Origin of the sequence: Amycolatopsis sp. NPDC051102 (assembly GCF_040682815.1) — a bacterium.
In the GTDB taxonomy this organism is placed as follows: Bacteria; Actinomycetota; Actinomycetes; order Mycobacteriales; family Pseudonocardiaceae; genus Amycolatopsis.
In genome coordinates, this window is record NZ_JBFBBT010000010.1 from 170,012 (window position 1) to 182,371 (window position 12,360).

The window sequence follows — 12,360 nt, forward strand, 5'->3', positions numbered from 1 at the left end:
GAGGTGCCCGAGCACCGCGGCGACCGGCTGCGCGGCCCGGTCGAGGAGGTGCTGCCGCGCGAGCAGCGCCCGGTTGAGCGCGCGGACTTTCACGGCCGCAGGCCGCGGAAGAACGTGCGGATGTCGGCCACGAGGAGCTCGGGCTCCTCCATCGCCGCGAAGTGGCCGCCCGAGGCGAACTCCGACCAGTGCGCGATCTTCTCCTCCGGGTCCATGATCCGGCGGACCACCGGCGAGCTGTTGAACACCGCCCAGCCCGCCGGGACGTCCGACGGCGCCAGCCAGCCGTGCCCCGAGTGAGCCGCCTCGTAGAGGAACCGGGCCGCGCTCGCGCCGCTGCGGGTGAACCAGTAGAGGCTCACGTTGGTCAGCAGCCGGTCGCGGTCGATGCCGTCCGGGCCGGTCCACGCCTCGAACTTCTCCGCGATCCAGGCCAGCTGCCCGACCGGGGAATCGGTGAGCGCGGCCACGATCGTCTCCGGCTTGTGCGACTGGATGTCCAGGTAACCGCGGCCGGCCCGCCATTCCGCCCGGGCGGTGTCCAGTTCGGACTGTTCGGCCTCGGACAGGTGGTCCGGCATCGGCAGCTGCTCGCCGGCCAGCGCAATCGTGCCGCGGTCGCTGTTGACGTGGGTGCCGACGACGCGGTCCGGGTACAGCGCCGCGAGCCGGCCGGTGACGCCCGCGCCGATGTCGCCGCCCTGCGCGGCGAACCGGTCGTAGCCGAGGCGGGTCATCAGCTCGGCGAACGCGTCCGTCGTCCGGGCCAGCTCCCAGCCGGGGCCGCTCAACGGCGTCGAGAACCCGAAGCCGGGCAAGGACGGGACGACGACGTGGAAGGCGTCGGGGCCCGGTTCGGTGAGCGGGCCGATCACGTCGAGGAACTCGGCGATCGAGCTCGGGTAGCCGTGGGTGAGCAGCAGCGGCAGCGCGTCGGCCCGCGGCGACCGGACGTGCAGGAAGTGCACGGTCTGGCCGTCGATCACCGTCGTGAACTGCGGGAACGCGTTGAGCGCCGCCTCCTGGGCGCGCCAGTCGAAGCCGTCGCGCCAGTACTCGGCCAGCGCCTGGACCGTGGACGCCGGGATGCCGCGGGACCAGTCCGGCTCGTCGCCGGGCACGGGCTCGGCGAACCGGGCCGCGGCCAGGCGCCGGTGCAGGTCGGCCAGCTCGGCCTGCGGGATGTCGATGCGGAAGGGGCGGATTTCGTTCGTCATGAGCAGCACGCTAAGAGGTATTGCGGAAGACTTTCTTCCGCAATGCGTGCGATGCTCGGGCGATGTTGCAGACCTCCGCCCGTCTCCTGCGGCTCCTGTCGCTGCTCGAAACACGGCGCGACTGGACCGGCGGCGACCTGGCCGAGCGGCTCGGCGTCACCGCGCGCACCGTCCGCAGCGACATCGGCAAGCTGCGGGAACTCGGCTACCCGGTCGAAGCGGCTCCCGGTGTCCAGGGCGGCTACCGCCTCGGCGCGGGCGCGCAGCTCCCGCCGCTGCTGCTGGACGACGACGAAGCGGTGGCCGTCGCGGTCGGGTTGCGGACGGCCACGGGCGTCGCCGGCATCGGCGAGACGTCGGTGCGCGCGCTGGCCAAGCTGGAGCAGGTGCTGCCGTCCCGGCTGCGGCACCGGGTGCGGGCCCTGCAGACCGCGACGGTCGCGGTGCCCGGCGCCGGCCCGGCCGTCGACGCGGAAGTGCTCACCGCGATCGCGACGGCGATCCGGGCGAGTGAGCGGCTGCGCTTCGGCTACACGAGCCACGAGCGCACGCCGAGCCGCCGCGACGTGGAGCCGCACCGGCTGGTCAGCTGGGGACGACGCTGGTACCTCGTCGCCTGGGACACCGCCCGCGACGACTGGCGCACCTTCCGCGTCGACCGGATGACGCCGAAAGTGCCGAACGGCCCGCGCTTCGCCCCGCGCGAGCCGCCGGAGGGCGACGTCGTGCAGTTCGTCCAGCGCAGCGCGGGCGCGGCGACGTGGCGGTTCCACGCCCGGGTGCGGCTGCACGCCCCGGTCGAGCACGTGCGGGCCCGGCTGCCGATCGCGGTCGACGTGACGCCCGAGGGCCCGGACCGCTGCATCGCCGAGGTCGGGTCGGACAACGCCCCGATGCTCGCGCTGCACCTCGGACTGCTCGAAGTGGACTTCGAGGTGCTCGACGCGCCGGAGCTCGCCGCGGAGCTGGCCAAGACCGGCGAGCGGTTCCTGCGGGCCGCTAGCGCAGGGAGTCGGCCAGCTCCTGGATGATCGCCAGCTGTTCCCGCACGCCGACCTCCATACCGGACTGCAGGATCGTGTCCCGCAGTTCCTTGCTGCCGGTCTCGGTCAGCAGTTCCAGGCGCGTGCGGTCGCCGTTCGTCTTCAGCACGTACCGCCAGCGACCAGGTGTTTCGGCGCGTCGAACTCGCGCGTGATGAGGATCCGGTCCTCGGCCGGGGTGGTGATCTCCACGTCACCGCTCCTGTCCCTTGAGTTCCTCGAGGACGGCGTCCATCAGGGCGAACCGCTCCGACCACGTCCGTTCGTAGCGCTTGACCCAGTCGTGGATGGGTTTGAGCGCGGCGCCGTTGAGCCGGTAGAGCCGCTGGCGGCCGCCGCCGCGCACGTCCACCGCGCCCACCTCGCGCAGCACCCGCAGGTGCTTCGACACCTGCGGCTGGGCCAGGCCGAGCAGGTCCACCAAGTCGCCGACCGACCGCTCGCCGTCCATGAGGACGTCGAGAATCTGCCGCCGCCGGGGTTCGGCGACCGCGTTGAAGGTGTCCGCCGTCGTCGCTGCTCGTGCCACGCGGCCGATCATATTCCCATATGGGTATGCGTCAAGCCCGCATCCTGGGCACGCTGGGCGCACGCCGGTTCGTCTGCGACGATCGGGCCATGAGCAGCCGGGCCGGGAGTCCACAGAGGACGGACGCGCGCGGCGCCCGGCGCAGCGCCAGCGCGAGCGCCGTGCTGCGGGCGGTCCTCGACGACGGGCCGATCGCGCGCAGCACCATCGCGCGGCGGACGGGGCTGTCCGCGGCCGCGGTCACCGGGCACACCGCCGAACTGGCCCGGCTGGGACTCCTGCGCGAGCTCCCGGAAGCGGAACCACGCGGGGGCGTCGGCCGGCCGCACGTGCCGGTCGACCTCGACACCGGACGGCACGTCGCCGGCGCGCTGCACCTGGCCGTGCACCACGCCACCGTCGCGCTGCTCGACTTGCGCGGGAACGTGCTGGTGCAGCACGAAGAACCGCACGACGGGCTGGCCGCCGAAGACCTGCTCGCCCGCGCCGCCGAGATCTTCGACGACCTGCTGCTCGGGCACGCGCCGGACCGCGAGCCGCTCGGCCTCGGCGTCGCCACCGGCGGCTGGGTCGACCGGGCGTCCGGCACCGTCGTCGAGCACCCGCTGCTCGGCTGGCGGAACGTCCCGGTCCGCGACCTCCTGACCGGCAGCACCGGGCTGGCGGTCGAGGTCGACGGGCACGCGCGGGCGCTGGTGCACGCCGAACGGCTCTTCGGGCACCCGCGGGCGCGGGACAGCATCGTGCAGCTGTTCACCGGTCACGTCGTCGACGCCGCGTTCGCCACCGGCCCGGGAGTGCACCACGGGCCGCGCTCGGCCGCCGGCGCCGTCGCGCACCTGCGGGTCGACGGCAGCAGCGAGCCGTGCCGGTGCGGGCGCACCGGCTGTCTCGAAGCGGCCGTTTCGGAAGGGACACTCGCGCGCAAAGCCGCGGAAAACGGGGTCATCGCGCGACCGGACTTTCCGGAATTGCTCGCGCTCGCCGCCGGCGGCGATTCCGAGGCCGTGACAATGCTCCACGACCGCGCCCGGCTGATCGGCCAGGCGGCCGCCCTTCTGCTCGACGTCCTCAATCCGGCCGTGCTCGTGGTGGTCGACCGGAGTATAGCCGCGGTGCCCGGCTGCCTTCCCACCATCCGGGAGGAGGTCCGCGACCGGACGCGCTGCCCCGATCCGGCGGAAACCGTTGTGGGCACGAGCTTCCCAGGTACCGAGCTGGCGACCGCGGGCGGCGCGGTGCTCCTGGACGTGCTCTACGAAGACCCGCTCGGTCCGCTGCTGACCGGGTTGCCGCGGGCTTCGTGAACCGGCGGAGTTATTTCACGAACTCGCAAAATTGACCGCCCGTCCGGGCGCCGCCGACAATTGCGGCATCCCCACCGACTCCCGGAACGGACGAAACCACCGTGAAGAAAACCCTGCCCCTGTTCGCCGCCGCCGTGATGCTGCTGGCCGGCTGCGCTTCGGCGACGGCCACCGGTGCGCCCGGGCAACCGGAGAAGCTGGAACTGCGCTACCAAGGCAGCGCGAACGCCGTCACCCTGCCCGAACTCGCCGAGGACCTCGGCTACTTCGGGCCGGTCAAACTGAAGTGGGTCGGCAACACGATCAGCGGCCCGCAGGACATCCAGTCGGCCGCCACCGACCAGACCGACTTCGGCGGCGCCTTCACCGGCGCGGTCGTCAAGCTCGTCGAAGCCGGGGCCCCGGTCAAGGCGGTCGTCAACTACTACGGCTCCGACGACAGGTCGTTCATCGGCTTCTACACCAAAGAGGACAGTCCGGTCCGGACCGCCCGCGACCTGATCGGCAAGAAGGTCGGCGTCAACACCGCCGGCGCCAACCTCGAAGCGGCGCTCGACACCTGGCTGAAGGGGCAGGGCCTCTCCGGCGACGAGATCAAGCAGGTGCAGCTGGTGGTGATCCCGCCGGTGAACGCCGAACAGGCGCTGCGCAACGGCCAGCTCGACGTCGCCGCGCTGCAGGGCATCCTGCAGGACCACGCCCTCGCTGCCGGCGGCATCCGCCCGCTGTTCACCGACGTCGCCGCGTTCGGGCCCTACAACGGCGGCCCGTACGTGCTGCGCACCGACTTCATCAAGAAGTACCCGGAGACCGCCAAGATCTTCGTCTCCGCCGTGGCGCGGGCGATCGAGTGGGAACGCACCACCCCGCGCGACGAGGTGATCGCGCGCTTCACGAAGATCATCGAAGCCCGCGGCCGCAACGAAAGCACCGACACGCTGAAGTACTGGAAGAGCGTCGGCATCACCCGCGGCGGCCTGATCTCCGACCAGGACTACACGCGGTGGGAGCCGTGGCTGAAGCAGGAGGGCTACCTCAAGCACGACCGGATCGACACTTCGAAGCTCTACACCAACGAGTTCAACCCCTACCGCGACGGCGCCCCGGCGGTGACCAAGTGATCGGCATCCGCTCGGTGACCAAGACCTTCGGTGCCCTGACCGCCCTCGACGACGTCTCGCTCGACATCGCCGACGGCACGTTCCTCTCCCTGGTCGGCCCGAGCGGCTCGGGCAAGTCGACGCTGCTCGACCTGCTGGGCGGGCTGACCACGCCGACGTCGGGCGAGGTCCTCATCGACGGCGAGCCGGTGCGCGGCCCCGGCCTCGACCGCGGGGTCGTCTTCCAGCAGTACGCGCTGTTCCCGTGGCGCACGGCCCGCGCCAACGTCGAGTTCGGCCTCGAAGGCGGGCCGCTCGGGAAGCGGCAGCGCGCCGAACGGGCGCGCGAATACCTCGCCCTGGTGGGGTTGTCCGGCTTCGAGGACCGCTACCCGCACGAGCTGTCCGGCGGGATGAAGCAGCGCGTCGCGATCGCCCGCAGCCTGGCCTACGACCCGGCCGTGCTCCTGATGGACGAGCCGTTCGCCGCGCTCGACGCGCAGACCCGCGAGCAGCTGCAGGAGGAGCTGCTGCGGATCTGGCGCCGCACCGGCAAGACGATCGTGTTCATCACCCACGGCATCGACGAGGCCGTCTACTTGGGACAGCGGGTCGCGGTGCTCACCTCGCGACCCGGGCGGCTCAAGGCCGTCGTCGACGTCGACCTGGGCGACCGCACCGGCGACGTCCGCTCCGGGCCGGAGTTCGGGCGGCAGCGCCACCGGCTCTGGGAACTGCTGCACGACGAGGTCCGCAAGGCGGCCGAACACGAACGGAGCGCGGCCCGATGACGACCACCCTCGAAGCACCGTCCGTCCACATCGGACGCACGGCTCCGCCGCCGGAACCACGCCGGCTCAGGCAGAAGCTCACCCGGGCGGTGCACGCGTCCGCCGCGGTCGTCCTGTTCGTCGCGCTCTGGGAGCTGGTCCCCCGGTTCGTGCTCGACGAGAGCACGCGGACGTTCCTGCCGCCGCTGTCGGAGGACCTGCACGCGCTGTGGGACCTCGCCCTCGACGGTGAACTCGCCGACCACCTGCTGGCCAGCGTCGGGCGATCCGCCGCCGGGTTCGCCGTGGCCGTCGCGGTGGCCGTGCCGCTGGGGCTGCTGATCGGCTGGTACCGGCCGGTGGCGCGGTTCCTGCAACCACTGCTGGAGCTCGCCCGCAACACCGCCGCGCTGGCGCTGCTGCCGGTGTTCACGCTGCTGCTGGGCATCGGCGAGCTGTCGAAGGTCAGCCTCGTGGTCTACGCCTGCGTGTGGCCGGTGCTGCTCAACACGATCGCCGGCGTCAACACCGTCGATCCGCTGCTGGTCAAGGCGGCCCGCTCGCTCGGGTTGTCGAGCCCGCGGCTGTTCCGGAAGGTGATCCTGCCCTCGGCGGTGCCGACGGTGTTCACCGGCATCCGGATGGCGGCGTCCTACTCGATCCTGGTGCTGGTGGCCGCGGAGATGGTCGGCGCGAAAGCCGGGCTCGGCTACCTGATCAACACGAGCCAGGTGAACTTCCAGATCCAGCAGATGTACGCCGGGATCATCGCGGTCTCGCTGCTGGGCGTGCTCGTCAACTCCGGTTTCGTCGTCCTCGAACGGCGGTTTTCCACCTGGCGTCCCAAGGAGACCCCATGATGCACCTCAACGCGTTCGTGATGCCGAACGGCCACCACGAAGCCGCGTGGCGGCACCCCTCGACCGACCCGCACCGGGCGCGGACGCTGCAGCACTACGCGGACATCGCGCGGACCGCCGAGCGCGGCAAGCTCGACTCGCTCTTCCTCGCCGACGGCGTCGCCCTGTGGGGCAACGTGAAGCACAACTCACACAGCCACTTCGAGCCGCTGACGCTGCTGTCCGCGCTCGCCGCGTCGACAGTCCAGATCGGACTGATCGCGACGGCGTCGACGACCTACAACGAGCCCTACCACCTGGCCCGGAAGTTCGCCTCGCTCGACCACCTCTCCGGCGGGCGCGCGGGCTGGAACATCGTCACCTCGGCCGGCATCGACGAGGCCCGCAACTTCAACCTGGCCAAGCGCCCGTCGCACGACGCGCGGTACGACCGGGCCGAGGAGTTCGTCGAGGTCGTCAAGAAGCTGTGGGACAGCTGGGACGACGACGCCGCGGTCGTCGACCGGCTGAGCGGCGTCTACGCCGACACCGACCGGATCCGCGCGATCGAGCACGACGGGCCGCATTTCCAGGTCCGCGGGCCGCTCAACATCGAACGGCCGCCGCAGGGACACCCGCTGCTCGTGCAGGCCGGGTCGTCGGAAACCGGCAAGGAGTACGCGGCCCGGCACGCCGAAGCCGTGTTCACCGCGCAGCAGACCTTCGCCGAGGGCAAGGCGTTCTACGACGACGTCAAGGGCCGGCTCGCGAAGTACGGCCGGGCGCCGGACGAGATCAAGATCCTGCCGGGCATTTCGCCGATCCTCGGCCGCACCGAAGCCGAGGCCCGCACCCGCGAAGCCGAGCTGAACGCGCTGATCACGCCGGACTACGGGCTGCGGCAGCTGTCGAAGATGCTCGACCACGACGTCTCCGCCTATCCGATCGACGGCCCGCTGCCCGACGTCGGCAGCTTCACCGAAGGCGGCCAGAGCCGGTTCGACCTGGTCGTCGGCCTGGCCCGGCGCGAGGACCTCACCATCCGGCAGCTCCTCGAACGGCTGGCCGGCGGGCGCGGGCACCGCGTCTTCGCCGGGACACCGGTCCAGGTCGCCGACGAGCTGGAGGCGTGGTTCCGCGGCGGTGCCGCCGACGGCTTCAACGTCATGCCGCCCACCCTGCCCGGCGGGCTCGACGACTTCGTCGACCTCGTCGTCCCGGAACTGCAGCGGCGCGGGCTCTTCCGCACCGAGTACTCCGGCACCACCCTGCGCGAGCACTACGGCCTCGCGCGGCCCGTCAACCGCAACCGAGTGAAGGAGCCCGCATGACCACCATCGGCACCGACGTCCGCAAGCTGACCGGGAGGATCGGCGCCGAGATCGTCGGCTTCGACCCCGCCGGCGACCTCGACGCGGCCCAGGTGGCGTTCCTGACCGACGCCCTGCACGAGCACAAGGCGCTGGTGTTCCGGAACGTCCGCCTCGACGACGAGGGCCAGCAGCGGTTCGCCGCGCACTTCGGCGAGCTGACCAAGGCCCACCCGACGGTGCCCGCCGCCGAGGGCGCGCCGGCGATCCTGCCCGTCGACAGCGAGCGGGGCCGGGCCAACCACTGGCACACCGACGTCACTTTCGTGCTCAACCCGCCGAAGGCCAGCACGCTGCGCAGCCTGGTGGTGCCGCCCTACGGCGGGGAGACGCTGATCGCGAACGCCGCCGCGGCCTACCGGGACCTGCCGGAACCGTTGCGGGCCTTCGCCGACACGCTGCGGGCGGTGCACACCAACGACTACGACTACGTGCAGCCGCCGGAGACGGTGGACGAGCAGGAGCAGGCGCGGCGGGCGCAGTTCGTGTCGCGGAAGTACCGGACCGTGCACCCGGTGGTGCGGGTGCACCCGGTGACCGGCGAGCGCGGCCTGTTCATCGGCGGGTTCGCCCAGCGGATCGAAGGGCTGTCGGTGACCGAGTCGCGGGACCTGCTGCGGCTGCTGCAGTCCTACGTCACGCGGCCGGAGAACATCGTGCGGGTCTCGTGGGAGCCGGACCAGCTCGTGCTGTTCGACAACCGGATCACCCAGCACTACGCGATCGACAACTACGACGGCCTGCCGCGGCGGCTCAACCGCGTCACGGTCGCCGGCGACATCCCGGCCGGCATCGACGGGCGGACGAGCGAGTCGCTCGAAGGTGACGCGTCGCACTACACCTCCGTCGCGTAGTCGGCGCCCGTCCGCGCCCGGGTGACCGGGTGCGGACGGGAAGGAGTGACCCCGTCGAGCGGCTCCCGGTCACCACCCCGTCCGCGCCCGGTTCCGGAAGCAGTCCCACGCGCGGCTGACCAGCGCCGGGTGCGTCCGCAGGTCGATCGCCGTGCGGGCCAGCGCCGCCGCCGAGGCCAGCATCGCCGCGCGGCCGCGCGGGCTCGCCGCCGCGGCGGCGAATTCCGGCGTGTGGTCCGAGTACTCCTCCGCCGCGATGGCCACGAACGGGTGGATCGCCGGGACGCGGACGCTGACGTCGCCGATGTCCGAGGACCCGAGGAAGACCCCCGGCGCCGGCGGCGTCGCGTGGATCCCGCACGCCGCCAGGTGCTCGGTGAACCGCTCCGACAGCACCGGGTTGTCGCGGAAGTGGGAGTAGCCGCGGCCGAGGCGTTCGACCTCGGCCTTCGCGCCGGTCGCCAGGGCCGCACCCTCCGCGCACGTCGTCACGTCTTCGACCAGGCGGTCCAGCGCGTCCGTCGTCAGCGCGCGGAGGCCGAAGCGGCCCTCCGCGCGGTCCGGGACGATGTTCGTCGCCTCGCCGCCGTGGGTGATGATCCCCTGGACGTGCGAGGCCGCCGGCAACCGCTGGCGCAGGGCCGCGACCGCGCCGAACGCCTGGATCAGCGCGGCGAGCGCGTCGATGCCCGCCTCCGGGTCGCCGGTCGGGTGGGCGGCGCGGCCGTGGAAGGTGACCTTGAGCTCCACCTGCGCGGTCAGCGGCGCCCACGACCACGAGTGGACGCCGGGGTGGACCATCAGGGCCGCGTCGACGTCGTCGAAGACCCCCGCCTCGGCCATGGCGACCTTGCCGCCGCCGCGTTCCTCGGCCGGTGTGCCCACGGCGAGCAGTGACCCCGCGGTGTCCCCCAGCACCTCCTTGGCGGCCAGCGCGGCGCCGAGGCCGGCCGCGGCGATCAGGTTGTGCCCGCACGCGTGCCCGAGGCCGGGGAGGGCGTCGTACTCCAGCAGCAGCGCCACACACGGCCGCCCTTCACCGGCGCGGGCGACGAACGCCGTGGGGAGCCCGGCGACCCCCGTTTCCACTTCGAAGCCGTCCGCGGCCAGCTCGCGCGTGAGCCGGTCCGCGGCGGCGTGCTCCTCATAGGACAATTCCGGCTGCTCGTGCAGTGCGGTCGCGACGGCCCACAGCCGCTCGTCCAGCTGCTCGATCCGCTCGTCGGCCCGCTCGTGCAGCTCCTCGTGCCACTCCATGCCCTCCGGGATACCCCAACCACGGACGGTCATGCCACCGGGGTGTTTCGCGCGAGCCGCCTCCGGCTACTCCGGCGCATGGACCACAGCAAGGCACCCGTGCTCGAGGCGCTGCGCGAATACCACAGCGCCGGCTACGTCCCGTTCAACGCGCCCGGCCACAAGCAGGGCCGCGGGGTCGACCCGCGCGTGCTGGAGATCGTCGGCGCCGACGTGTTCAAGTCCGACGTCATCGCGCTCAACGGCCTCGACGACCGGCTGATGCGCCAGGGCGTGCTCGCCGAGGCGCAGGAGCTGATGGCCGACGCGGTCGGCGCCGAGCACACGTTCTTCTCGACGTGCGGCAGTTCCCTGTCGGTGAAGAGCGCGATGCTCGCCGTCGCCGGCCCGCACGAAAAGCTGCTCGTGCCCCGGCACGTCCACAAGTCGGTGATCTCGGGGCTGATCGTCAGCGGGGTCCAGCCGGTGTGGGTGCGCCCGCACTGGGACGCCGGGCGGCACCTGAGCCACCCACCGGGCGTGCGGGAGTTCGCGGAAGCGTACGAGAGCAATCCCGACGTCAAGGGCGCCTTGGTGGTGACGCCGACCGACTACGGCACCGGCGGCGACCTCCGCGCGATCGCCGACTGGTGCCACGAGCGGGACCTTCCGCTGATCGTCGACGAGGCGTGGGGCGCGCACCTGCCCTTCCACGACGGCCTGCCGCCGTGGGGAATGGACGCCGGCGCCGACGTGTGCGTCACCAGCGTGCACAAGATGGGCGCCGCGGTCGAGCAGAGCTCGGTCTTCCACCTCCAGGGCGACCGCGTCGACCCGGACGTGCTGAAGGCGCGGGAAGACCTGCTCGGCACGACCAGTGCGAGCTCGCTGGTCTACGCGGCCCTCGACGGCTGGCGGCGGCAGATGGCCGAACACGGCCGGGAACTGATCGACGGCGCGCTGACGCTCGTGAAGTCGGTGCGCGGCCGGCTGGCCGAGCTCGGCGTGGCGGTGATGCACGACGAGTTCCTCGGCCCGGACCTGGCTCACGCGGTCGACCCGCTGAAGGTCGTGCTCGACCTCGACGCGCTCGGCATCAGCGGCTACCAGGCCGCCGACTGGCTGCGCGAGCACCAGCGGGTCACCGTCGGCCTGGCCGACCACCGCCGGATCGTCGCCCAGTTCAACCACTCCGACGACGAGCGGACCGCCGGCACGCTGGTCGACGCCGTCGACGCGCTGGTGAAGGCCGCGCCCTCGTTCGAGAAGCCGCCGAAGGTGGACCTGCCGTCGCCGCGGGAGCTCGAGCTGGAGACGGCGATGCTGCCGCGCGACGCCTTCTTCGGCCCGGCCGAGCAGGTGCCGGTGGCCGAGGCGCCGGGCCGGGTCGCGGCGGAGATGATCACGCCCTACCCGCCCGGGGCGCCCGGGGTGCTGCCCGGCGAGGTGATCACCCAGCCGGTCGTCGACTACCTGCGCAGCGGGCTCGGCGCGGGCATGATGCTGCCCGACCCCGCCGATGCCGAACTCAAGTCGATCCGCGTCGTCGCGAAGCGGTGACGAAAACGCCCGGCGGGCCGGAGCCCGCCGGGCGTTTCCTGGAAGCCGGTCAGGCCTTGGCGCTCTTGAGTTCCAGCGGGTTCTTCGGCGCCTTCGGGCGGGCGTCGATCATCCGCTGCCCCAGTTCCTGCAGCTGCTTGCGGCCCATCGCCGAGCGGACCTCGGGGAACCACTCGTCCTCTTCCTCTTCGACGTGGTGGCGGACGTTCTCGGTGAGGACCGTGACCTTCGCGTCGAAGGTCTCCTCCTTCGGGTCCATGCCGAGCAGCTCCGACAGCATCCACACCACGACGTGGTGCTCCTCCACGCTTTCCAGGACGTGGTCCTTCGTCTCCGGCACGGCCTGCCGCGCGGCCGGGTAGAAGATCTCTTCCTCGATGTAGGCGTGGACGGTCAGCTCCTCGATGATCGAGTCGGTGATCCGGCGCTTCTCGTCGTAGGCGTCCTCCCCCGCCTTTTCGAACTCCTTGAACAGCTTCTCCACGGTCTTGTGGTCGTTCTTGAGCAGCACGATCGCGTCGGTCGACATCGGTGT

Annotated in this window: 13 protein-coding genes; 8 read left to right on the forward strand and 5 right to left on the reverse strand. The window is 72.0% G+C overall.

Features of this window, described 5'->3' with window-relative positions; genetic code table 11:
* Positions 1-89: 89 nt before the first annotated feature.
* Positions 90-1,217 carry an epoxide hydrolase family protein gene (locus AB0M93_RS26945; protein WP_364277531.1) on the reverse strand — a complete coding sequence of 376 codons (1,128 nt, stop codon included), beginning with the start codon at positions 1,215-1,217 and terminating at the stop codon, positions 90-92.
* Between the two features lie 62 nt (positions 1,218-1,279).
* Here AB0M93_RS26945 and AB0M93_RS26950 point away from each other — a divergent pair, with 62 nt between their 5' ends.
* Positions 1,280-2,248 carry a WYL domain-containing protein gene (locus AB0M93_RS26950; protein ID WP_364277534.1) on the forward strand — a complete coding sequence of 323 codons (969 nt, stop codon included), beginning with the start codon at positions 1,280-1,282 and terminating at the stop codon, positions 2,246-2,248.
* Here the strand turns inward: AB0M93_RS26950 and AB0M93_RS26955 are convergent.
* Positions 2,217-2,369 (reverse strand): hypothetical protein, encoded by a 153-nt coding sequence (locus tag AB0M93_RS26955; protein WP_364277536.1) that lies wholly within the window; start codon positions 2,367-2,369, stop codon positions 2,217-2,219. The genes AB0M93_RS26950 and AB0M93_RS26955 overlap by 32 nt on opposite strands.
* A gap of 84 nt (positions 2,370-2,453) precedes the next feature.
* A complete protein-coding gene (locus AB0M93_RS26960) occupies positions 2,454-2,789 on the reverse strand; it encodes a metalloregulator ArsR/SmtB family transcription factor (protein WP_364277538.1) in 336 nt (111 codons plus the stop codon).
* 89 nt (positions 2,790-2,878) lie between these two features.
* Here AB0M93_RS26960 and AB0M93_RS26965 point away from each other — a divergent pair, with 89 nt between their 5' ends.
* From AB0M93_RS26965 to AB0M93_RS26990, 6 genes are all read left to right on the forward strand, one after another.
* The gene (locus AB0M93_RS26965) at positions 2,879-4,096 is read left to right on the forward strand and encodes an ROK family transcriptional regulator (RefSeq protein ID WP_364278029.1); all 1,218 of its coding nucleotides are present in this window, start codon (positions 2,879-2,881) and stop codon (positions 4,094-4,096) included.
* A gap of 101 nt (positions 4,097-4,197) precedes the next feature.
* Positions 4,198-5,217 carry an ABC transporter substrate-binding protein gene (locus tag AB0M93_RS26970; RefSeq protein ID WP_364277541.1) on the forward strand — a complete coding sequence of 340 codons (1,020 nt, stop codon included), beginning with the start codon at positions 4,198-4,200 and terminating at the stop codon, positions 5,215-5,217.
* Positions 5,214-5,987, forward strand: a complete 774-nt coding sequence (locus AB0M93_RS26975) for an ABC transporter ATP-binding protein (protein WP_364277544.1) — start codon at positions 5,214-5,216, stop codon at positions 5,985-5,987. The genes AB0M93_RS26970 and AB0M93_RS26975 overlap by 4 nt, the downstream gene beginning before the upstream one ends.
* Positions 5,984-6,826, forward strand: a complete 843-nt coding sequence (locus tag AB0M93_RS26980; RefSeq protein ID WP_364277547.1) for an ABC transporter permease — start codon at positions 5,984-5,986, stop codon at positions 6,824-6,826. The genes AB0M93_RS26975 and AB0M93_RS26980 overlap by 4 nt, the downstream gene beginning before the upstream one ends.
* Positions 6,823-8,136, forward strand: a complete 1,314-nt coding sequence (locus AB0M93_RS26985) for an LLM class flavin-dependent oxidoreductase (protein ID WP_364277550.1) — start codon at positions 6,823-6,825, stop codon at positions 8,134-8,136. The genes AB0M93_RS26980 and AB0M93_RS26985 overlap by 4 nt, the downstream gene beginning before the upstream one ends.
* Positions 8,133-9,029, forward strand: a complete 897-nt coding sequence (locus tag AB0M93_RS26990) for a TauD/TfdA family dioxygenase (RefSeq protein ID WP_364277551.1) — start codon at positions 8,133-8,135, stop codon at positions 9,027-9,029. Before AB0M93_RS26985 ends, AB0M93_RS26990 begins: the two co-directional genes overlap by 4 nt.
* Before the next feature lie 69 nt (positions 9,030-9,098).
* On the opposite strand, the gene AB0M93_RS26995 is transcribed toward AB0M93_RS26990, so the two are convergent.
* The gene (locus tag AB0M93_RS26995) at positions 9,099-10,319 is read right to left on the reverse strand and encodes an amidohydrolase (protein ID WP_364277554.1); all 1,221 of its coding nucleotides are present in this window, start codon (positions 10,317-10,319) and stop codon (positions 9,099-9,101) included.
* Positions 10,320-10,364: 45 nt separating this feature from the next.
* On the opposite strand from AB0M93_RS26995, the gene AB0M93_RS27000 reads away from it, so the two are divergent.
* The gene (locus tag AB0M93_RS27000) at positions 10,365-11,825 is read left to right on the forward strand and encodes an ornithine decarboxylase (protein ID WP_364277556.1); all 1,461 of its coding nucleotides are present in this window, start codon (positions 10,365-10,367) and stop codon (positions 11,823-11,825) included.
* A gap of 49 nt (positions 11,826-11,874) precedes the next feature.
* Here AB0M93_RS27000 and AB0M93_RS27005 read toward each other — a convergent pair whose 3' ends face one another.
* Positions 11,875-12,354, reverse strand: a complete 480-nt coding sequence (locus AB0M93_RS27005) for a hemerythrin domain-containing protein (protein WP_364277559.1) — start codon at positions 12,352-12,354, stop codon at positions 11,875-11,877.
* Positions 12,355-12,360: the final 6 nt, after the last annotated feature.

What these genes read in the sequence shown, in the direction of transcription:
- AB0M93_RS26945 (WP_364277531.1), bottom strand. Translation starts at nt 1,217, where the DNA reads ATGACGAACGAAATCCGCCCCTTCCGCATCGACATCCCGCAGGCCGAG.
- AB0M93_RS26950 (WP_364277534.1), top strand. Translation starts at nt 1,280, where the DNA reads ATGTTGCAGACCTCCGCCCGTCTCCTGCGGCTCCTGTCGCTGCTCGAA.
- AB0M93_RS26965 (WP_364278029.1), top strand. Translation starts at nt 2,879, where the DNA reads ATGAGCAGCCGGGCCGGGAGTCCACAGAGGACGGACGCGCGCGGCGCC.
- AB0M93_RS26980 (WP_364277547.1), top strand. Translation starts at nt 5,984, where the DNA reads ATGACGACCACCCTCGAAGCACCGTCCGTCCACATCGGACGCACGGCT.
- AB0M93_RS26985 (WP_364277550.1), top strand. Translation starts at nt 6,823, where the DNA reads ATGATGCACCTCAACGCGTTCGTGATGCCGAACGGCCACCACGAAGCC.
- AB0M93_RS26990 (WP_364277551.1), top strand. Translation starts at nt 8,133, where the DNA reads ATGACCACCATCGGCACCGACGTCCGCAAGCTGACCGGGAGGATCGGC.
- AB0M93_RS26995 (WP_364277554.1), bottom strand. Translation starts at nt 10,319, where the DNA reads ATGACCGTCCGTGGTTGGGGTATCCCGGAGGGCATGGAGTGGCACGAG.
- AB0M93_RS27000 (WP_364277556.1), top strand. Translation starts at nt 10,365, where the DNA reads ATGGACCACAGCAAGGCACCCGTGCTCGAGGCGCTGCGCGAATACCAC.
- AB0M93_RS27005 (WP_364277559.1), bottom strand. Translation starts at nt 12,354, where the DNA reads ATGTCGACCGACGCGATCGTGCTGCTCAAGAACGACCACAAGACCGTG.